The sequence below is a fragment of the Gilliamella sp. Pas-s27 genome (assembly GCF_009795865.1).
Lineage (GTDB): Bacteria > Pseudomonadota > Gammaproteobacteria > Enterobacterales > Orbaceae > Gilliamella.
Window position 1 is genome coordinate 36,349 of the sequence record NZ_WTEW01000014.1, and the last position, 17,147, is coordinate 53,495.

Genomic DNA, 17,147 nt, shown 5'->3' on the forward strand with positions numbered 1-17,147 from the left:
ACCTTTATTGTTTTTTCATCGTTATTGGGAATGAAGTCCCATTATTATAAATTCCTTGGCAATTAGCTTTATTATTGTTGCCCGGTGTACATTGAATGCTTGGTAGTTGATATTTGCTATTATCACTACAAATAGCTTCACTATTACCCGCAATAGCTAAATTAGCATCTTTAATATTTGTACCAACCTTACCGACACATTTCACACCGTCACTACGTGTTACTGTAACCTCGCCATTTCCATCATTAAAATTATAACTTAACTGTAATGGTTTACCTGTGGTTTTGTCTTGAATACCGCCGTTGACAGACCATTGACCATTTAAGAATTTTGTTGACCCCTGCGTTATTGCATCAGCAGGTAGCGCTAAATTATTTGTTTGATCAACAGCCGGAGTGGTAGTATCTTTATCTGATGGTATAGATGTTGGATTCGTGCTGTTTTGCTCATTTTTTCCATCTACATTATCTTTTGTATTATCAGATTGTGGCGATTTTTCATCTTTATTATCAGAATTACCGACATCAGGAGATGCCATTTGCTCGTTTTTATTATCTTGAGCATCAGGAGTTGGCGTATCATTACCTTTATCGCTATTATGTCCATTGTCAGAAGTTGCTGAATGATCAACTGCGTCACCTGCGGTATTAGTACTATTAGCAATCGCATTAGCATCAACTGGAATGGTACCATTTACTATGCCATTACCTGCAACACCCAAATGATTATCTACCTCAGCCTTTAACTCTCTTTCTGGTTCTTTTTCATCGTGTTTTTCGCCATTAACAACAGGCATACTAACATCACCATTACCTGATAACGATAATGAAGGATTAACCGTTATTTTTGGAGTTAACCAACAGCCTCGTAGTAAAAAAAGAGCTAAAAGAAGCAATAACAAAGGTAACAAGCCTAATAACCATACCCACCAACATTTCCACCATGGTCTGGTTTTGAGCGGTTCAGGTATCGGTGGTGGGGTAACAACGGTTGCTGGAGTGACTTTTTTTACTGGTTCTAAACAATAGAATGGAGAATTGGCTTGAGGTGTTTGTGGATGCAAGAATCCCCAAAAAGTAATGACAGGTTGACCATTAACAATGTAAACAAACTGATTGCTTGGAAAACGGATTGCCATCAAATTAGACTCAGCATTATCAACGCTATTTTTGGGATCATAAATAAGTCGACTAAAAAGCAGTTGATCACCATCTAAATTGGGGTTACTAGCTAATTGCTTACCTAAATTTATGACTTTATGTTCAAATTCTTTAAGTAAAATCAGCGCTGATTCCTGCTCTGATTCGCTTGCAGATGTCCAAGGAATAATATCATATTGACCATCGGGGAGATTTGAATCAAAAGGAATATACCAATCAATAATATTACCTTGATCATTCCGTTGAGGAATAGCTAAATAATCAGCATACTGCTTACCCAGTTTAACTCTAAACATTTCACGAATCTGAGTCGCTACTAAATAAGCTGCTTTACCATCATATCCCAACATTTTGAAATCTTTGATATCGCCACTTCTAAGTAATGTATTTGCCATATATTCCTTTCTATTTTCTTATATTATTTTTATTTCTTATCATTTTTTTACAGTAAAAACAAGTTTAACAGAAAACGCCATTATTGTAATTGATGTCAATATGCGTATTATAAATTTTTAATCATATTTCTTGCTAATTTTTAACAAACATATCGACAATGATAAAAAGCGGTTTTCCTATATATTTTTGACAATTTTATTTTAAAAAATCATCATCTGTTAATACACGCAACGGTTGCATATCACTTTCACCTTTTATTACTAAAGAAGGATCAGAGCGTAAACATGTACCTCCATAGTGCCCACCCACCGTAAAGGTACATAGCTGTAGATAACGATCTTCGACTTTTGGTAAGCACCATAGTTCTTGATAAATATTTTCTTGTTTAGCAAAACGTCCAACTGTTTTATCAAGGATCTGCTCTTGATGACTTACTAATTGGATATCACTTCCACGACGTCCTGCTATTGGTTTAGCCGCATACCCCTTTTTAATTAAGCTTTCATTGAGTTCAAATGTGGATTCTAATAAATAACGGTGATTTGGAAACAATGACCATAATACAGGTAAGATAGCTTTATTACTTGGAATTACCGTCCATAGTGGCTCGAAAACCGAGATTTCTGGTCGCAATAAGACATCAATTAACCTAACTGTATTGTCAGGATGCCAAGTGCGAATTGGTAAACCTGCAATTTGTGCTTCACTTTCCTCACGAAGCTGTTCTAATACCGTTTCCCAAGCCCACGTTTTCCAAACACAGGTAACTTGGCGATCGTCATCATCCACAAGTTGACCACGTTTATCCCATCTTAATCCATTGAGTCCCCGCAAGATTTTGCTATCAAATCCGGCCTGAGTAAGCGCCGTTTGCATAAATAATGCATGGTAATTTTCTTCACTATCATTATCTTGCATGATATGGACAAAAGGTTGAGCATCACTATGTCGCCAACAGTCAGCCAAAGAATTGAGTAAACCACTACTCGGGTTAGTTCCTCGATTTAATCCAGCTTGAATAGCCCATTTTTGTAAAATATCGCCCGCTTCAGTATGGCATGAGGCGGAATCGGCGTTATATTCATACACTTTTAAGCCTCTTTCATCCATACAGAAATCTAATCGACCCGTTATCATTTGGTAACGGCGTTGCTGCCATGAAAGCCTCAATCTTGGCCAAAGTATTTCGGGAATATTAAAATTCTTTAATAAATCATTATTTTTTAAAACTTTGTCGGTCGCATGTAAATACATTAAATGCAATTCATTGGTGGCTCGAATTAATTCTTGTTCAGCACTTTCGGAAATCATGAAATAACGATAATGATCATCATGGCTAATCGCATGACCTGCTGCTAATACATAGGCGTTGTCTAAGGGATCTGATTCATTCAACCACTTTTTATCAAATTGCCCTTCATTTTTAAGGTGAGCACTATGAATAGTCAGTAATGGATTTGCGACGGTTGGTTGTGGCAAGCTATATGCAGTGTCATCTGTTTGGATCATCCATCCTAAAATTTTAGTATCATCAAACGTATCATGTAATTGATAACCTTCGTTTGTCACGCCCATCTTAAGTTCGCGTGTCCATTGTTGCCCAATAGGTAGTCGCACATGGATGACATTTTGCTCTGCCACTCGGACTTTGTCTTCAAATACTTCGGTTATAACCGCAACATGACCTGTACGATCAAACACGCCACCATCATCCCATATCAATAACGAGCCCGCCTCGGGCATTTTTTTGCTGCCATTAGCATATGCTTGCAAAGGTAAAATCGCCTCATTAACAACTTGCCTTAAAAAACGAAGTGAAAAAATTTCATGCGCCATTCCCACATCAGTAAAGACAATGCCATAATTTAAAAATAAAAATCGTCTTGCAAATTCAACGCATTGCCATTTGTACCCCATATATTCATATCCACAATAACTACGAAATGAGGCATCATTTGGGTATTGATTTTTATCTAATGTTTCATAATCAGATGAATAAATAGCAACACCACCCGGTGCATAACCTAATAATGTACCGAAAGGTTCTTTATGATTGGAATTAGATGACATGATGTTTTAGCCTTATAGATAAATAGCAAGATACGTTTATTTCACTATGTTAGAATTTTCTTATCATAGCTCAAAATATATACTTTAAAAAGCGATGTTTATTGTTCGTTACTTGAAGAACGCTAAACCGCCTATATATACTAATGATTCTTGATATGGATACATCGAACCAGTAACTGAGAAAATAAGATTATGCAACCAACAAAATTAAATGAATTATTAGAGTTTCCATGTTCTTTTACCTATAAAGTCATGGGAGAAGCCAAACCAGAGCTTGTCGACAAAGTGGTATCTGTCATTCAGCGTCATGCTCCAGGTGATTATACGCCATCAATTAAACCGAGTAGTAAAGGTAATTATCATTCAGTTTCAATTACCATCAATGCAACACATATTGATCAGATCGAGAATCTTTATAAAGAATTGGGCGAAATCGATATTGTAAGAATGGTTTTATAGCGTTTTGCTTTTCTATTCAAAATGGCGTTTTATTGTTATTGATAAGGCGCTATTTTGAGTAATATCACCAAACTAAAAACTTCAATAAAATCAATACTTTTTCTGACTGATTTTTGAATAAATTTTTCACTTCTATAAAGAAAAACACGTCAAAAAAAATCGAATAAAATCAATAACTTTCCTGAACGTTTTTTGGCAGTATTGGTTATGACTTCGCTTTTGTTTTTGCTATATAAGCAACAATATTAACCAACTTGAAAGAGAAAGAGCAAGATAGTTCACTGCCTTGCTCTTTTAATTGATAAACAAATTATCCTAAAATGTTAGCTAACTCTTTGGTTACATCAGCAACAGCTTGCGTGCCATCAATTCGGAAATATTGTGTTTGCCCTTCTTTGGCTTCATGCTGATAATAACTAATAAGTGGTTTAGTTAGATCGTGATATTCAACAAGGCGTTTACGAACAATTTCTTCGTTATCATCTTTACGAATTGTCAGCGGTTCGCCTGTAACATCATCAATATTTTCAACTTTAGGTGGATTATGACGAACATGATAAACCCGACCAGAAGGTGCATGAATTCGACGTCCACTCATGCGATCAATAATCACAGCATCGGGTACGTCAAACTCAAGTACATAGTCAACATTAATACCCGCAGCTTTCATGGCATCAGCCTGTGGCACGGTGCGAGGAAATCCATCTAACAAAAAGCCATTGACGCAATCACTCTGTGCAATACGCTCTTTGACTAACGCAATCACTAATTCGTCGGTAACAAGTTTACCTGCATCCATGAGTTCTTTAGCTTGTAAACCTAGTGGCGTACCGGCTTTTACTGCTGCGCGTAACATATCACCGGTTGAAATTTGGGGGACCCCATATTTTTGCATAATAAATTGTGCTTGCGTTCCCTTGCCTGCTCCTGGTGCTCCTAATAAAATAATTCGCATAAAATAACCTCTTATGGCCTTTAATATAAATAAAGTCTTCTATTCTGGTAAATAATGAAATATCACTTTACTGCTGGAAATCAAACCATCAGTATGACAAATATAGTTAACTGCCCCACAGCCTTTAATTATTTGAGCCTGTTGTTGACAAATAGGGCAAATGTATTGTTCAAGATAATGCTGCTGACATTGAGAGCATTGATAATGTTGCGGTGAGGTAATTGTCATTTTATGATGACATTTTGGACAAATGCCTTCTTGTCCGCTTTCGACCGCTATTTGTTGTTTTGACATAAATTATTTTCGCCCTCTTACATGTTTCATCAATCGGCGTCGTTTGCGCTGTTGTGAGGCAGTTAAGCTGTTTTTTCTACCCTCAAATGGATTGTTGCCTTCTTTAAATTGAATTCGAATAGGTGAACCCATAATTTTTAACGAACGTCTAAAATAGTTCATCAAATAACGCTTATAAGAATCTGGTAGATCTTCAACTTGGTTACCATGAATTACAACAATGGGTGGGTTATAACCACCTGCATGAGCATATTTTAATTTAACTCGACGTCCTTTTACCAATGGTGGTTGGTGATCATCTTGTGCCATTTGCATAATTTTGGTTAATAATGCCGTATTGATTCGTCGAGTTGCACAATCATAGGCTTCTTGAATTGAGTCAAATAAGTTACCTACACCACTACCATGAAGAGCAGAGATAAAGTGCACACGCGCAAAATCAATAAAATCAAGTCGATCATCAAGTGTTGCTTTAACTTGTTCTTTGATATCTTGAGACAAACCATCCCATTTATTAACCGCAATAACCAGTGAGCGCCCACTATTGATAATAAAACCCAGTAACGATAAGTCTTGATCCGAAACGCCTTCTCTGGCATCAATCACTAAAATTACCACATTAGCATCTTCAATTGCTTGTAACGTTTTAATGACGGAAAATTTTTCAACCGTTTCGGTGACTTTTCCACGTTTACGCACGCCAGCCGTGTCAATCAAGATATATTCACGCTCATCCCGCGTCATTGGTATGTAAATACTGTCGCGCGTTGTGCCGGGCATGTCATAAACAACGACTCGCTCTTCTCCTAAAATACGGTTAGTTAGTGTAGACTTACCAACATTTGGTCGTCCAACTATCGCTACTTTGATTGGTTGGTTGATTAATGATTCTGTATTATTAAACTCGGAATCATCATAAGACAGCGCTAAGTCGTTAGATTGTTCGTCGTCATCAAAATCACTATTTTGTTCATCATCAAACTGAAAAATAGGATCTAATACAGTTTCAATCAATACGCTGACCCCACGACCATGACTGGCCGCTATTGGGTAAATTTCGCCTAATCCTAAACCATAAAAATCAGAAATTGCGCTATCAGTGTCGATTCCGTCAATTTTATTGGCAACTAAAAAAGTAGCTTTTTGGCGAGAACGCAAGTGCTTAGCAATAGCATGATCCGCAGGCATTGCTCCCGCTCTAGCATCAACTAAAAAAAGAACGATATCAGCTTCTTCTATGGCTTGTAGGGATTGTTCAGCCATAAAGCTTTCAACCCCATCTTCAGTGCCATCAATACCACCCGTATCAATCAAGATATACTCATGGCCCTTAATTTCTGCTCGCCCATACTTACGATCACGTGTTAATCCAGGAAAGTCCGCTACTAATGCATCTCGGGTTCTCGTTAACCGATTAAATAAAGTCGACTTTCCAACATTTGGACGACCAACAAGTGCTACAACAGGTACCATGTTTCTTCTCTAAATTGCTTTAATCTTGTATATTAATTTTTTGTAAAAGCGTAAATATCACCATTTTTAGCTTGAACAATGACTTTATTGTCTACCACTAATGGTTTAGATATTAATCCACTACTACTCACTTGTGTTTTTGCGACAAGTTCACCATTTTCTGTATTTAGCCAGTATAGGTAACCTTCAAAATCACCAAACACAATATAATTTTGGTAAAAAACAGGATCAGTTAACTGACGATGACTAAGATCTGATTTGGTCCAAAGCACTGCACCACCATTTTTAGTAATAGCTTGAACGTTATCGTTTTGATCAATAACAAATAATCGATTGGTATCAACAGCAAAGCTGTGAATAGAACCAAGCTCTTTACGCCAAACTGGTTGTCCGTCACTTAAATCAAGTGCAACAATACTACCATTATAACCAACTGAATAAACTAAATTACCTTCAACAACGGGGGTTGAATCAACATCATTTAATTTTGCAATTTCAGTAGAGCCTGATGGTTGCGAAATACGTTGCTGCCAAATTAATTGACCATCATTAATATAGTAAGCATTTACTCGCCCATTATCATCGCCAAAAATAGCTGCACCATGAGCAATTGTTGGCGTCGAGTTACCTCTTAGCGACAATGCCGGAACTTCTAAGGATACATCCCACAAATTATCACCCGTATCACGATTTAGACCTTGAAGAATGCCACTTGCGGTATGAATGATTAATTTGTCTTCAGAAGATACAGGACGAGCAATAACTTCGCCCTTTACTGGTTTTTCCCATACTACTTTTCCGTCTTGACGATCTAATGCATACACAATAGCTCGCTCACTGCCCACATAGACATATTTATCATCAGCACTTACGCCTCCTGAAAATAATGCAGTTTTGCTACTAAAAAGTGTACTTTTTGATAGATTTACATCCCACAATGTTTTACCGTTTGATAATTCAATAGCTTTAACTTGCCCACTACGACTAGCTACATAAATAACATTATCATAATTAATCGGACCTAATAATGAATAAATATGAGTATTGCCTGCAGTGCTATTTTTCCATACTTGCTGAATAGGAAATTGATTGTTTATCGTTGGTGACGGTGAAACTTGAACAATATCTTCTTCTTTACCGAATAAAGAGCATCCAACGAGTGAAAACATAAAAACACCAGTAAAAAAATATTTAGATAACTTCATTGTATAGACCCTTATAGCAGGATAAATTAATTTTTACTTTCTTCTGTTGCTTGCTTTTCTTTGGCCGCTTGGGCTTCTTGTTCAACTTGTTGCTTTGCTTTTAAATATTCGGCTTGATTCAGCTTCATTTTAATGATTTCTTCTAAATCTGGGGTTGGTGAAGAGGTTAGCGCAACGTTGTAAGCATCGACAGCATCAGCATAATGTGTCATTTTAACAAAGACATCGCCACGAAGATCGTTAATTACTGCTCCCCAGCTTTCATTATTAATATGGCTTAACGAAGTTAAACTTTCTTGATATTGACCTTGTTGATATTGTAATCGCGCAATACGAATATTAATAATCGTTTTAATCGGTTCTGAGTCAGTTTTCTTTAATGCATCAACTAATAATTCTTGCGCGCCGTGGTAGTCTTTTAAAACTTCAACATAAAATTTAGCCGCACGCAAACTAGCAAATACACCGTAAATAGTATTGTTGTCTTTAGCAAAAGAGACCAATTCATTAACAGAATCTGTCTTAGCATCATCTAACTCAGCAATTAGCTGCTCGTACTTATCTGAATATTCAATTGCCTTTTCAGTTTTATATGATTGCCAATAGCGCCAACCATAAAAAGCCAATAATCCGATCACCACAATGGCAACCATAATTTTCCATCTTTTAGCAAAAAAGCTTTTTATTTCTTCAAGTTGTTCTTCACTCGATAATTGATGACTCACGTTTTTCTCCTATTCTTTACTTAATCGCTAAACAAGTTTGGACAACTTCTTTTTGTGCTACTTCAATTTGTTCGCCTGTTTGTAAATTTTTAATCATTACAGACTGATTAGTTAGTTCATTTTCACCAATAATAATCGCTATTTTAGCACCTAATTTATCAGCCTTGGCAAATTGTTTTTTAAAATTACTACTACCATAATTTGTCATAATTCGCCAATTAGGTAGGCTATCGCGTAATAACTCAGCAATATTTTGTGCAACTGAAATTGTCTTTTCATCGCCCGATGAGATCATATACACGTCAATTGAATTATCACAATTGAATGATGGATTAACAGCTTGAACTAATAATACTAAACGCTCAACCCCCATTGCAAACCCAACTGCTGGTGTCGGTTGCCCACCAAGTTGGCTAACTAACCCATCATAACGACCACCACCACAAACAGTACCTTGTGCACCTAAACTAGTGGTTACCCATTCAAATACAGTACGGTTATAGTAATCTAAACCACGAACTAATCGCTGATTAATATTATATTTTATCCCTGCATTATCCAGTAGACGACATAACCCTTCAAAATGTTGTTTCGATTCTTCGTCTAAATAATCAAACAATTTTGGCGCCTGATTAAGTAGCTCCTGCACAACTGGATTTTTTGAGTCAAGGACTCGTAATGGATTAGTATACATTCTACGTAAACAGTCTTCATCCAATTTGTCTTTATATTGCTCAAGAAAAGCAACAAGTGCATTTCGATAATTGGCTCTTGCTTCAAGTGATCCAATTGAATTGAGTTCTAAGGACGTATGATTTTCCAGACCTAACGCTTTCCAAAAGCGTGCAGTTAAAAGAATAAGCTCTGCATCAATGTTTGGTCCTTCAAGCCCAAAGACTTCAACACCAAACTGATGAAATTGACGATAACGTCCTTTTTGTGGTTTTTCGTAACGAAAAGCGGGTCCTAAATACCAAAGGCGTTGTTCTTGATTATAAAAAAGTCCGTGTTCAATACCTGCACGAACACAACCCGCAGTAATTTCAGGGCGTAGAGTGATGCTTTCATCATTACGATCATTGAAAGTATACATCTCTTTCTCAACAATATCGGTGACCTCGCCCACAGCTCGCTTAAATAGTGCGGTATCTTCAACTATTGGTGTTCTTATTTCATTATAGCCATAGCTATTTAATACACCTTTAACAATTTTTTCAATCTGTTGCCAACTTGCACTATCTGTAGGAAGTAAATCATTCATCCCACGTATAGATTGGATTTTTTTTTCTGTCATTCGTTCATTCGCTATTAAATAAAATTATAATTCCGTTGCTACAATTCGATTTTTCAAAATTAATGCTTTAGCTCGAATTTTAGCTTCTAATTCATCAATCATTCTTTCGTTATCAATACGACCGATACGCACACCATCTTCATAAAAGCCACTTTTATTATGACCACCAGCAACGCCCATCGTTGAAGCTAAAGCCTCACCAGGACCGTTAACCACACAACCAATAATAGATACATCCATCGGTATAATGATGTCTTCTAACCGTTGTTCTAATGCGTTGACTGTGCTAATGACATCAAACTCTTGGCGAGAACAGGTTGGACACGCAATAAAGTTAATGCCACGAGATCGTATACGTAGTGATTTTAAAATATCAAATCCTACTTTTACCTCTTCAGTTGGATCGGCTGCTAAAGATACGCGAAGTGTATCACCAATTCCTTCTGATAATAATAATCCTAATCCTATTGCTGATTTAACTGCACCACTACGAACACCACCGGCTTCGGTAATACCTAAATGCAATGGTTGCTTAATTTGCTTAGCCAATAAGCGATAAGCATCAACAGCAGTAAACACATCTGATGCTTTTACACTCACTTTAAATTGTTCGAAATTAAATCGATCAAGTATATCCACGTGGCGCATTGCTGAGTCAACAATCGCTTGTGGTGTTGGTTCACCATATTTTTCTTGAATATCTTTTTCAAGTGATCCTGAATTAACACCAATGCGAATGGGAATATTTTTGTCTCTGGCACAATCAACAACAGCACGGATTCTTGATTCATTCCCTATATTTCCGGGATTAATTCTTAAACAATCAACACCATATTCCGCTACTTTCAAAGCGATACGATAATCAAAATGAATATCAGCAATAAGTGGAACGTTAGTTTGCTGTTTAATTAATTTAAATGCTTCAGCTGCATCCATCGTTGGAACGGATACTCGCACAATATCAACACCTACACGTTCAAGTGCTCGAATTTGAGCAACAGTCTTTTCAACATCCGTTGTACGAGTATTTGTCATCGATTGAACAGCGATAGGAGCACCACCACCTATCGGCACACTACCGACATAAATTCGGGTAGATTCTCGTCTAATAATAGGTGAATCAGGATGACTCATAACATGCCTAATGATATTACAAAATAACCAGCTAACAATCTTAACAAGATTTAAAGCAAATGTCTGTATGAGAATAACAAAATTTGCTAACTATTAACATGGTTAAAAGAAGATGGGGAAACATAATGACTGACTTCAACAAAATGACTTTTATCATCTTTATTAATAAAATATAAAGCCACACCAAGAACACAAAGAAGAATAAATATACCCATAAAAATAAAAGGTGCTTTACTTCTTTTTTTAACTATAAGCGTTTTGATTTTAATTTTCTTTTGTTGAGATTTAGACTGCTCGGTTAATTCATTGATGTAAGGCTGATATTGCTCAGCCGATAAGCCAACGATTTCGGCATAAGAACGAATATAGCCTTTTACAAAAACGAAAGGCGCTTGGGGTAATTGGTCTTTTTCTATATCGTCAATTACAGTTTTTCTCACATGAATTTTATTGGCAATATCATCTTGAGTTAACCCCATTTGTTCTCGTAAATCTGTGAGCATGACTCCTAATGAAATATTGTCCATTATCCCCTCATAAATTTCATACTAACCATTAGTCAACATAATTTTACATACTTTTGCATACTTTTACAATTAAGCAATTTTTTTCGCACTAAACCACTGTGTCGGCTTTTCTATTTCATTTTGGGCTGCAACTAATTGTAGTTCATATTCATCTTGTTTTAAGGTTTCAAGCATAACAGCATACACGGCAGAAGTCGTGTGTTCAAAAGCCTCAACCAACGATTTACCAAGCAAAATATTTGCTAAAAACAGTCCACTAGTCATATCACCAACACCAACTGGCTGCCTTACACCAAAATCAACAAGTGGGCGATCTATATGCCACGCTTCGTTTTGAGTCACAAGCAACATTTCAAAACGATCATTTTTATATCCTGCACGGCTTAAATGTTTAACTAAAATTGCTTTAGGTCCTTTTTTACATAATTGCCTACAAGCTAATATTGCTTCGTCAACATTATTGATACGTTGTTTACCATTTAGTTCTTCAAGTTCTAAAATATTCGGTGCCATCATATCAGCCACAGGCAAAGCGGTATTACATAAAAACTCTGATACACCAGGTGCAACAAAACAACCTTTTTCAGGATGACCCATTACAGGATCACAAAGATAAATCGCATTTGGATTAACAGCTTTTACCTTTTTAACAATCTCGATAATAGCATTGCCTTGCTCTGGTGATCCCATATAGCCACTTAATACCGCATCACAACGTTTCAATTCATCAATTTCATGAATTCCATCGGCAATCTCTGTTAAATGAGATGCTGACATTACCGTTCCAGTCCATTGGCGATATTGAGTATGGTTAGAAAATTGTACGGTGTTTAACGGCCAAACATTAACACCTAATCGACGAATAGGAAATTCAGCTGCGCTATTTCCTGCATGACCAAAAACAACATGTGACTGAATCGATAAAATATTTTTCATGAGATTAACCCCAAATTAACAAGCAATAATATTTTTTGCCACGACGAAGTAAAGTATAACGATTAAAAAGCTTATCGCTATCAGTAAAACGATAATCTGTTGTAGTATTACGTTCACCATTAATTGAAATAGCATTGGATTCGATCATCGTTCTAGCCTGACCTCTTGACGGAGCAAACTGTGCATTAACGATAGCTTGTTGTAAATCGACATCACTTTCAACAGCTAATGTTGGCATACCATCTTGAGCTAATTGCTCAAAATCAGCTTCAGATAGATCAGTTAATTTACCTGAAAACAGGCTTTCTGTAATGCGTTTTGCTGCAACAAGCCCATCTTCACCATGGACTAAGCGAGTAACTTGTTCAGCAAGTACGTATTGCGCGCGAGGTGCAACACCACTATTTTTATCCTCTTCCTCTAATGCGTCAATTTCACTTAACGGCATAAAGGTAAAGAATTTTAAGAAGCGATAAACATCTGCATCAGCAGTATTGATCCAAAACTGATAGAATTTATATGGGCTAGTCTTTTTAGGATCAAGCCATACTGCTCCACTTTCAGTTTTACCAAATTTAGTACCATCTGATTTAGTGATTAACGGCACTGTCAAACCATAAACTTGTTTTTGATGTAAGCGACGAGTTAAATCAATACCAGCAGTAATGTTACCCCACTGATCCGAACCACCAATTTGTAAAACAACATCATGCGATTTGTTCAAACAAGCAAAATCATACGACTGTAACAAACTATAAGAAAATTCGGTAAATGAAATTCCTACTTCATCACGATCAATACGCTGTTTCACTGACTCTTTATTAATCATTGAATTAACTGAAAAATACTTACCAACATCACGCAAAAAAGTTAGCACATTCATACCGCTAAACCAATCGTAGTTATTAGCAACAATCGCTGCATTTTCACCGCAATTAAAATCCAAAAACGGAGAAACTTGTTGCTTAATTTTTTCGCTCCACTCAACTACGGTCTCTTCAGTATTGAGTTTGCGTTCAACTGCTTTAAAACTCGGATCACCAATTAGACCAGTTGCACCACCAACCAAAGCAATCGGTTTATGCCCAGCTAATTGAAAACGCTTCAAACAAAGTAATGGTACTAAATGACCAAGATGCAAACTATCGGCAGTAGGATCAAAACCACAATAAAGCGCAATAGGATTTTGTTCTATTAGTTCTATTAGAGCTTTTTCATCAGTAAGCTGAGCAATCAGCCCACGCTCTTGCAGTTGTTTGATCACATTTTTTGTCATGATATTTACCTATTAAATTTTTTACGTTTATATTCTACTTTACTTTAAAATAAGATTTATTCTGCTTTGTTATGATAACGTTTATACGCTTGTTTAAAATGATCTTCCACTATTTCATTAGGCTTTTTGTCAAAAAGGCTAAAAACCACAATCGCAATAGAGGCAAATAAAAAGCCAGGAATAAGGGAATAAAGATTAAACCAATTAAAATTAATCCAAAGCAATACAGTTGCAGCTCCAACAATCATACCAGCTAATGCACCGTTACGTGTCATTCGAGACCAAAATACTGAAAAAACAATAATTGGACCAAACGCGGCACCAAAACCAGCCCATGCATGACTCACCAAATCAAGTACACTATTATTGGGATTTATCGCCAATAAAATAGCAATAACTGAAACCAATAACACCATAATACGCCCAACCCAAACCAGTTCTTTTTGTTGTGCTTTTGGTCTAAAAAATGCGCGATAAAAATCTTCGGTTAGCGCACTTGAACAAACAAGTAATTGACAGCTTAATGTACTCATTACTGCCGCTAAAATGGCGGCCAACAAAACACCTGCAATCCAAGGATTAAAGAGTAATTTTGATAATTCAATAAAAATACGTTCATGTTTACCATCATTAATCAAGTAAGCCAAATCGGGATGATGAGCAAAAAAAGCAATACCAAAAAAACCAACCGTGATTGCACCAACTAAACATAGAATCATCCAAGTCATACTAATTCTACGGGCATTTTTCATTACATCATGTGAATCAGCGGCCATAAACCGAGCTAAAATATGCGGTTGACCAAAATAGCCAAGTCCCCAACCTAATAGTGAAATAATTGCAATAAAATCCATATGGGAAAATAAATTGGTGTAATCAGAATTAAGTGATTCAATATAAATCATTGCATCAGAAAATCCTCCAGCATTCACCATAACCATAATTGGCGTTAAAATAAGGGCAAACATCATCAAACTAGCTTGAATGGTATCAGTCCAACTTACAGCCAAAAATCCACCAATAAAGGTATAAATAATTGTTGCTCCAGCTCCGGCTAACATTGCCCAGCCATAACTCATACCAAATGTGCTTTCAAATAATTTAGCGCCAGCAACAACCCCAGATGCACAATAAATAGTAAAAAAGATAAGAATAATCACCGCTGAAATAATACGCAATAAAGAGCTTTTATCGTCAAATCGGCGAGCAAAATAGTCGGGTAATGTTAAAGAGTTATGATTAATTTCAGTAAAAACACGTAATCGTCCTGCAATAAGTAACCAATTAAGATAAGCACCGATTATCAAACCAATAGCAATCCAACTTTGTGAAACACCAAATAAAAAAACAGCACCAGGTAGCCCCATTAATAACCAACCACTCATATCTGAAGCACCAGCTGAAAGCGCAGTCACGACACTACCGATACGGCGCCCACCTAAAATATAGTCACCAAAATTCTGCGTTGATCGAAACGCAAAATAGCCAATAGCAATCATGCCTAAAATGTACACAGCAAAGGTGACAATCATTGGTAAGGACATATCTAAAAAAACCTTGTTTGATGAAATTAAAAAATAGTTGGCTAGCTTATCATAAAATCACCATGCTAAAAAGTCGATGATTAGGAATATAAATACGCCAATATCTAAAATTTGTACAACGTTTAAAATAAATGTCATTGACAGTTTATAATGGTTGCTGATGTATTTTGTTGCCAAGCGTATATAAAAACTAAATATGAGCTACAGATAAATAGTAAATAAAAGTATATAATATGTAGCATGCTATTTTTAATATAATAACTTTGTGAAACAATCGACCAGAATACAAATTCTACAAAAATTAAAGGATCATATTAAAGATCCTACAACAGAACTAGTTTATCAAACACCTTTTGAACTACTAATCGCGGTAGTTCTTTCGGCACAAGCAACAGATGTTAGCGTAAATAAAGCTACAAAACCATTATTTGCTATTGCAAATACTGCTGAACAAATTCTAGCTCTTGGTGTTGATAATTTAAAAAACTATATTCGCACAATTGGGCTTTACAATAGTAAAGCTGAAAACATAATAAAAACGTGCCAAATTTTAGTTGATAAGTATCAAGGCAAAGTACCCGAAGATTTTAACGCACTGATTGAGTTACCTGGCGTTGGACGTAAAACAGCAAATGTCGTATTAAATACGGCTTTTGGTTGGCCGACTATCGCCGTTGATACTCACATATTTAGAGTAAGTAACCGTACAGGCTTTGCACCAGGAAAAACTGTTGAAGCCGTTGAACAAAAATTGCTTAAAGTAGTTCCGGAAGAATACAAAATAAATTGCCACCATTGGTTCATTTTACATGGTCGTTATACCTGTATTGCCAGAAAACCCCGATGCGGTGCTTGTGTTATTGAAGACTTATGCGAATTTAAACAAAAAGTTTACCCAGAGTGAAAATCAATGCAAAACAAATTTAATTTAGACCAAGATGATATAAACTTATTTAAAAGCAGCATTGGTAATACAAAAAAGCTTAAGCAAGATACCGTTATTCACAAACCATTAAAACGGTCTCAAAAAATAATTGCTACAGAAAAACTACAATATGAAAAAAATCATGCTGAGTTTTATTTTTCCGATGATTATCAGCCACTATTGCAAGAAGATCCTATTCGCTATAGTCGAGAAAACGCCGATCCATACGAAGTAAAAAAACTAGGTCGTGGATTTTATGAACCTGAGTTTTTTTTAGATCTACATGGATTAACCCAAAAAGAAGCCAAAAAAGAGATCGCTGCACTTATTGCTGCTTGTTTACGAGAAAACGCACATTGTGCGTGCATCATGTATGGACATGGAAAAAACATTTTAAAAAAACAGACACCTATGTGGTTAGCTCAACATCCGAATATTGTCTGTTTTCATCAAGCACCTAAAGAATATGGTGGTAGCGCAGCATTACTTGTTTTATTTGATATCAATAATGAATTAGCAAATAGCTAGTATTTGAAAGTTAGAATAATGATGAATCGCACAAAAATAAAAAAGCCAGCTTAACAAATGCTAGGCTGGCAAACATTGGAAGCAATGTGAGCAATGTCATACTTTTTCAGAAGTCTTTCGAGCTCCAATAAAGTACATTTAAATGATAATGATTATTATTACCAAAATCAAGCATTATTTTCCTTTTCTTGAAATAAAAAAATAATCTTAAAATCAATAAAATTTTAATTTAACTATAAAAAATAA

Annotated in this window: 16 protein-coding genes; 3 read left to right on the forward strand and 13 right to left on the reverse strand. The window is 36.0% G+C overall.

Going from position 1 to position 17,147, the window contains the following annotated elements; translation table 11 throughout:
- Positions 1–4 precede the first annotated feature (4 nt).
- Positions 5–1,555: an SrfA family protein gene (locus tag GQ589_RS06750; protein WP_160425282.1), complete on the reverse strand. Its 1,551-nt coding sequence runs from the start codon at positions 1,553–1,555 to the stop codon at positions 5–7.
- Positions 1,556–1,751: 196 nt separating this feature from the next.
- The gene (gss, locus tag GQ589_RS06755) at positions 1,752–3,626 is read right to left on the reverse strand and encodes a bifunctional glutathionylspermidine amidase/synthase (protein WP_160425284.1); all 1,875 of its coding nucleotides are present in this window, start codon (positions 3,624–3,626) and stop codon (positions 1,752–1,754) included.
- A 192-nt stretch (positions 3,627–3,818) separates the two neighbouring features.
- On the opposite strand from gss, the gene ybeD reads away from it, so the two are divergent.
- Positions 3,819–4,085, forward strand: a complete 267-nt coding sequence (ybeD, locus tag GQ589_RS06760; protein ID WP_085247195.1) for a DUF493 family protein YbeD — start codon at positions 3,819–3,821, stop codon at positions 4,083–4,085.
- 310 nt (positions 4,086–4,395) lie between these two features.
- Here ybeD and adk read toward each other — a convergent pair whose 3' ends face one another.
- The 11 genes from adk to putP all read right to left on the reverse strand — a co-directional run bounded on the left by adk (position 4,396) and on the right by putP (position 15,448).
- Positions 4,396–5,040, reverse strand: coding sequence for an adenylate kinase (gene adk, locus GQ589_RS06765; protein ID WP_160425286.1), 645 nt, complete (start codon positions 5,038–5,040; stop codon positions 4,396–4,398).
- A gap of 39 nt (positions 5,041–5,079) precedes the next feature.
- The gene (locus GQ589_RS06770; protein ID WP_160400802.1) at positions 5,080–5,334 is read right to left on the reverse strand and encodes a zinc-ribbon domain-containing protein; all 255 of its coding nucleotides are present in this window, start codon (positions 5,332–5,334) and stop codon (positions 5,080–5,082) included.
- A 3-nt stretch (positions 5,335–5,337) separates the two neighbouring features.
- Positions 5,338–6,807, reverse strand: coding sequence for a ribosome biogenesis GTPase Der (der, locus tag GQ589_RS06775; protein WP_160425288.1), 1,470 nt, complete (start codon positions 6,805–6,807; stop codon positions 5,338–5,340).
- A 32-nt stretch (positions 6,808–6,839) separates the two neighbouring features.
- Complete coding sequence (gene bamB / locus GQ589_RS06780; protein WP_160425289.1) at positions 6,840–8,012, reverse strand: outer membrane protein assembly factor BamB; 1,173 nt, start codon at positions 8,010–8,012, stop codon at positions 6,840–6,842.
- Between the two features lie 26 nt (positions 8,013–8,038).
- Positions 8,039–8,737 (reverse strand): tetratricopeptide repeat protein, encoded by a 699-nt coding sequence (locus GQ589_RS06785; protein ID WP_160425290.1) that lies wholly within the window; start codon positions 8,735–8,737, stop codon positions 8,039–8,041.
- 16 nt (positions 8,738–8,753) lie between these two features.
- On the reverse strand, positions 8,754–10,031 hold the full coding sequence (gene hisS, locus GQ589_RS06790; RefSeq protein WP_160425293.1) for a histidine--tRNA ligase: 1,278 nt from the start codon (positions 10,029–10,031) through the stop codon (positions 8,754–8,756).
- Positions 10,032–10,055: 24 nt separating this feature from the next.
- Positions 10,056–11,165 carry a flavodoxin-dependent (E)-4-hydroxy-3-methylbut-2-enyl-diphosphate synthase gene (ispG, locus tag GQ589_RS06795; RefSeq protein ID WP_160411981.1) on the reverse strand — a complete coding sequence of 370 codons (1,110 nt, stop codon included), beginning with the start codon at positions 11,163–11,165 and terminating at the stop codon, positions 10,056–10,058.
- Between the two features lie 86 nt (positions 11,166–11,251).
- Positions 11,252–11,692 carry a RodZ family helix-turn-helix domain-containing protein gene (locus GQ589_RS06800; RefSeq protein WP_160425295.1) on the reverse strand — a complete coding sequence of 147 codons (441 nt, stop codon included), beginning with the start codon at positions 11,690–11,692 and terminating at the stop codon, positions 11,252–11,254.
- A gap of 69 nt (positions 11,693–11,761) precedes the next feature.
- Positions 11,762–12,628: a pyridoxal kinase PdxY gene (pdxY, locus tag GQ589_RS06805; RefSeq protein WP_160400809.1), complete on the reverse strand. Its 867-nt coding sequence runs from the start codon at positions 12,626–12,628 to the stop codon at positions 11,762–11,764.
- A gap of 4 nt (positions 12,629–12,632) precedes the next feature.
- Complete coding sequence (tyrS, locus tag GQ589_RS06810; protein WP_202115040.1) at positions 12,633–13,904, reverse strand: tyrosine--tRNA ligase; 1,272 nt, start codon at positions 13,902–13,904, stop codon at positions 12,633–12,635.
- A 56-nt stretch (positions 13,905–13,960) separates the two neighbouring features.
- Positions 13,961–15,448, reverse strand: coding sequence for a sodium/proline symporter PutP (putP, locus tag GQ589_RS06815; protein WP_160425297.1), 1,488 nt, complete (start codon positions 15,446–15,448; stop codon positions 13,961–13,963).
- Positions 15,449–15,713: 265 nt separating this feature from the next.
- On the opposite strand from putP, the gene nth reads away from it, so the two are divergent.
- Complete coding sequence (gene nth / locus GQ589_RS06820) at positions 15,714–16,352, forward strand: endonuclease III (protein ID WP_160425299.1); 639 nt, start codon at positions 15,714–15,716, stop codon at positions 16,350–16,352.
- A 6-nt stretch (positions 16,353–16,358) separates the two neighbouring features.
- Positions 16,359–16,901: an endonuclease SmrB gene (smrB, locus tag GQ589_RS06825; RefSeq protein WP_160425301.1), complete on the forward strand. Its 543-nt coding sequence runs from the start codon at positions 16,359–16,361 to the stop codon at positions 16,899–16,901.
- Positions 16,902–17,147: the final 246 nt, after the last annotated feature.

Bases quoted from the DNA above. Each gene is read 5' to 3' on its own strand.
- bamB (WP_160425289.1), bottom strand. From the start codon at position 8,012: ATGAAGTTATCTAAATATTTTTTTACTGGTGTTTTTATGTTTTCACTC.
- der (WP_160425288.1), bottom strand. From the start codon at position 6,807: ATGGTACCTGTTGTAGCACTTGTTGGTCGTCCAAATGTTGGAAAGTCG.
- smrB (WP_160425301.1), top strand. From the start codon at position 16,359: ATGCAAAACAAATTTAATTTAGACCAAGATGATATAAACTTATTTAAA.
- GQ589_RS06800 (WP_160425295.1), bottom strand. From the start codon at position 11,692: ATGGACAATATTTCATTAGGAGTCATGCTCACAGATTTACGAGAACAA.
- GQ589_RS06750 (WP_160425282.1), bottom strand. From the start codon at position 1,555: ATGGCAAATACATTACTTAGAAGTGGCGATATCAAAGATTTCAAAATG.
- GQ589_RS06770 (WP_160400802.1), bottom strand. From the start codon at position 5,334: ATGTCAAAACAACAAATAGCGGTCGAAAGCGGACAAGAAGGCATTTGT.
- pdxY (WP_160400809.1), bottom strand. From the start codon at position 12,628: ATGAAAAATATTTTATCGATTCAGTCACATGTTGTTTTTGGTCATGCA.
- putP (WP_160425297.1), bottom strand. From the start codon at position 15,448: ATGTCCTTACCAATGATTGTCACCTTTGCTGTGTACATTTTAGGCATG.
- tyrS (WP_202115040.1), bottom strand. From the start codon at position 13,904: ATGACAAAAAATGTGATCAAACAACTGCAAGAGCGTGGGCTGATTGCT.
- ybeD (WP_085247195.1), top strand. From the start codon at position 3,819: ATGCAACCAACAAAATTAAATGAATTATTAGAGTTTCCATGTTCTTTT.
- hisS (WP_160425293.1), bottom strand. From the start codon at position 10,031: ATGACAGAAAAAAAAATCCAATCTATACGTGGGATGAATGATTTACTT.
- gss (WP_160425284.1), bottom strand. From the start codon at position 3,626: ATGTCATCTAATTCCAATCATAAAGAACCTTTCGGTACATTATTAGGT.
- ispG (WP_160411981.1), bottom strand. From the start codon at position 11,165: ATGAGTCATCCTGATTCACCTATTATTAGACGAGAATCTACCCGAATT.
- adk (WP_160425286.1), bottom strand. From the start codon at position 5,040: ATGCGAATTATTTTATTAGGAGCACCAGGAGCAGGCAAGGGAACGCAA.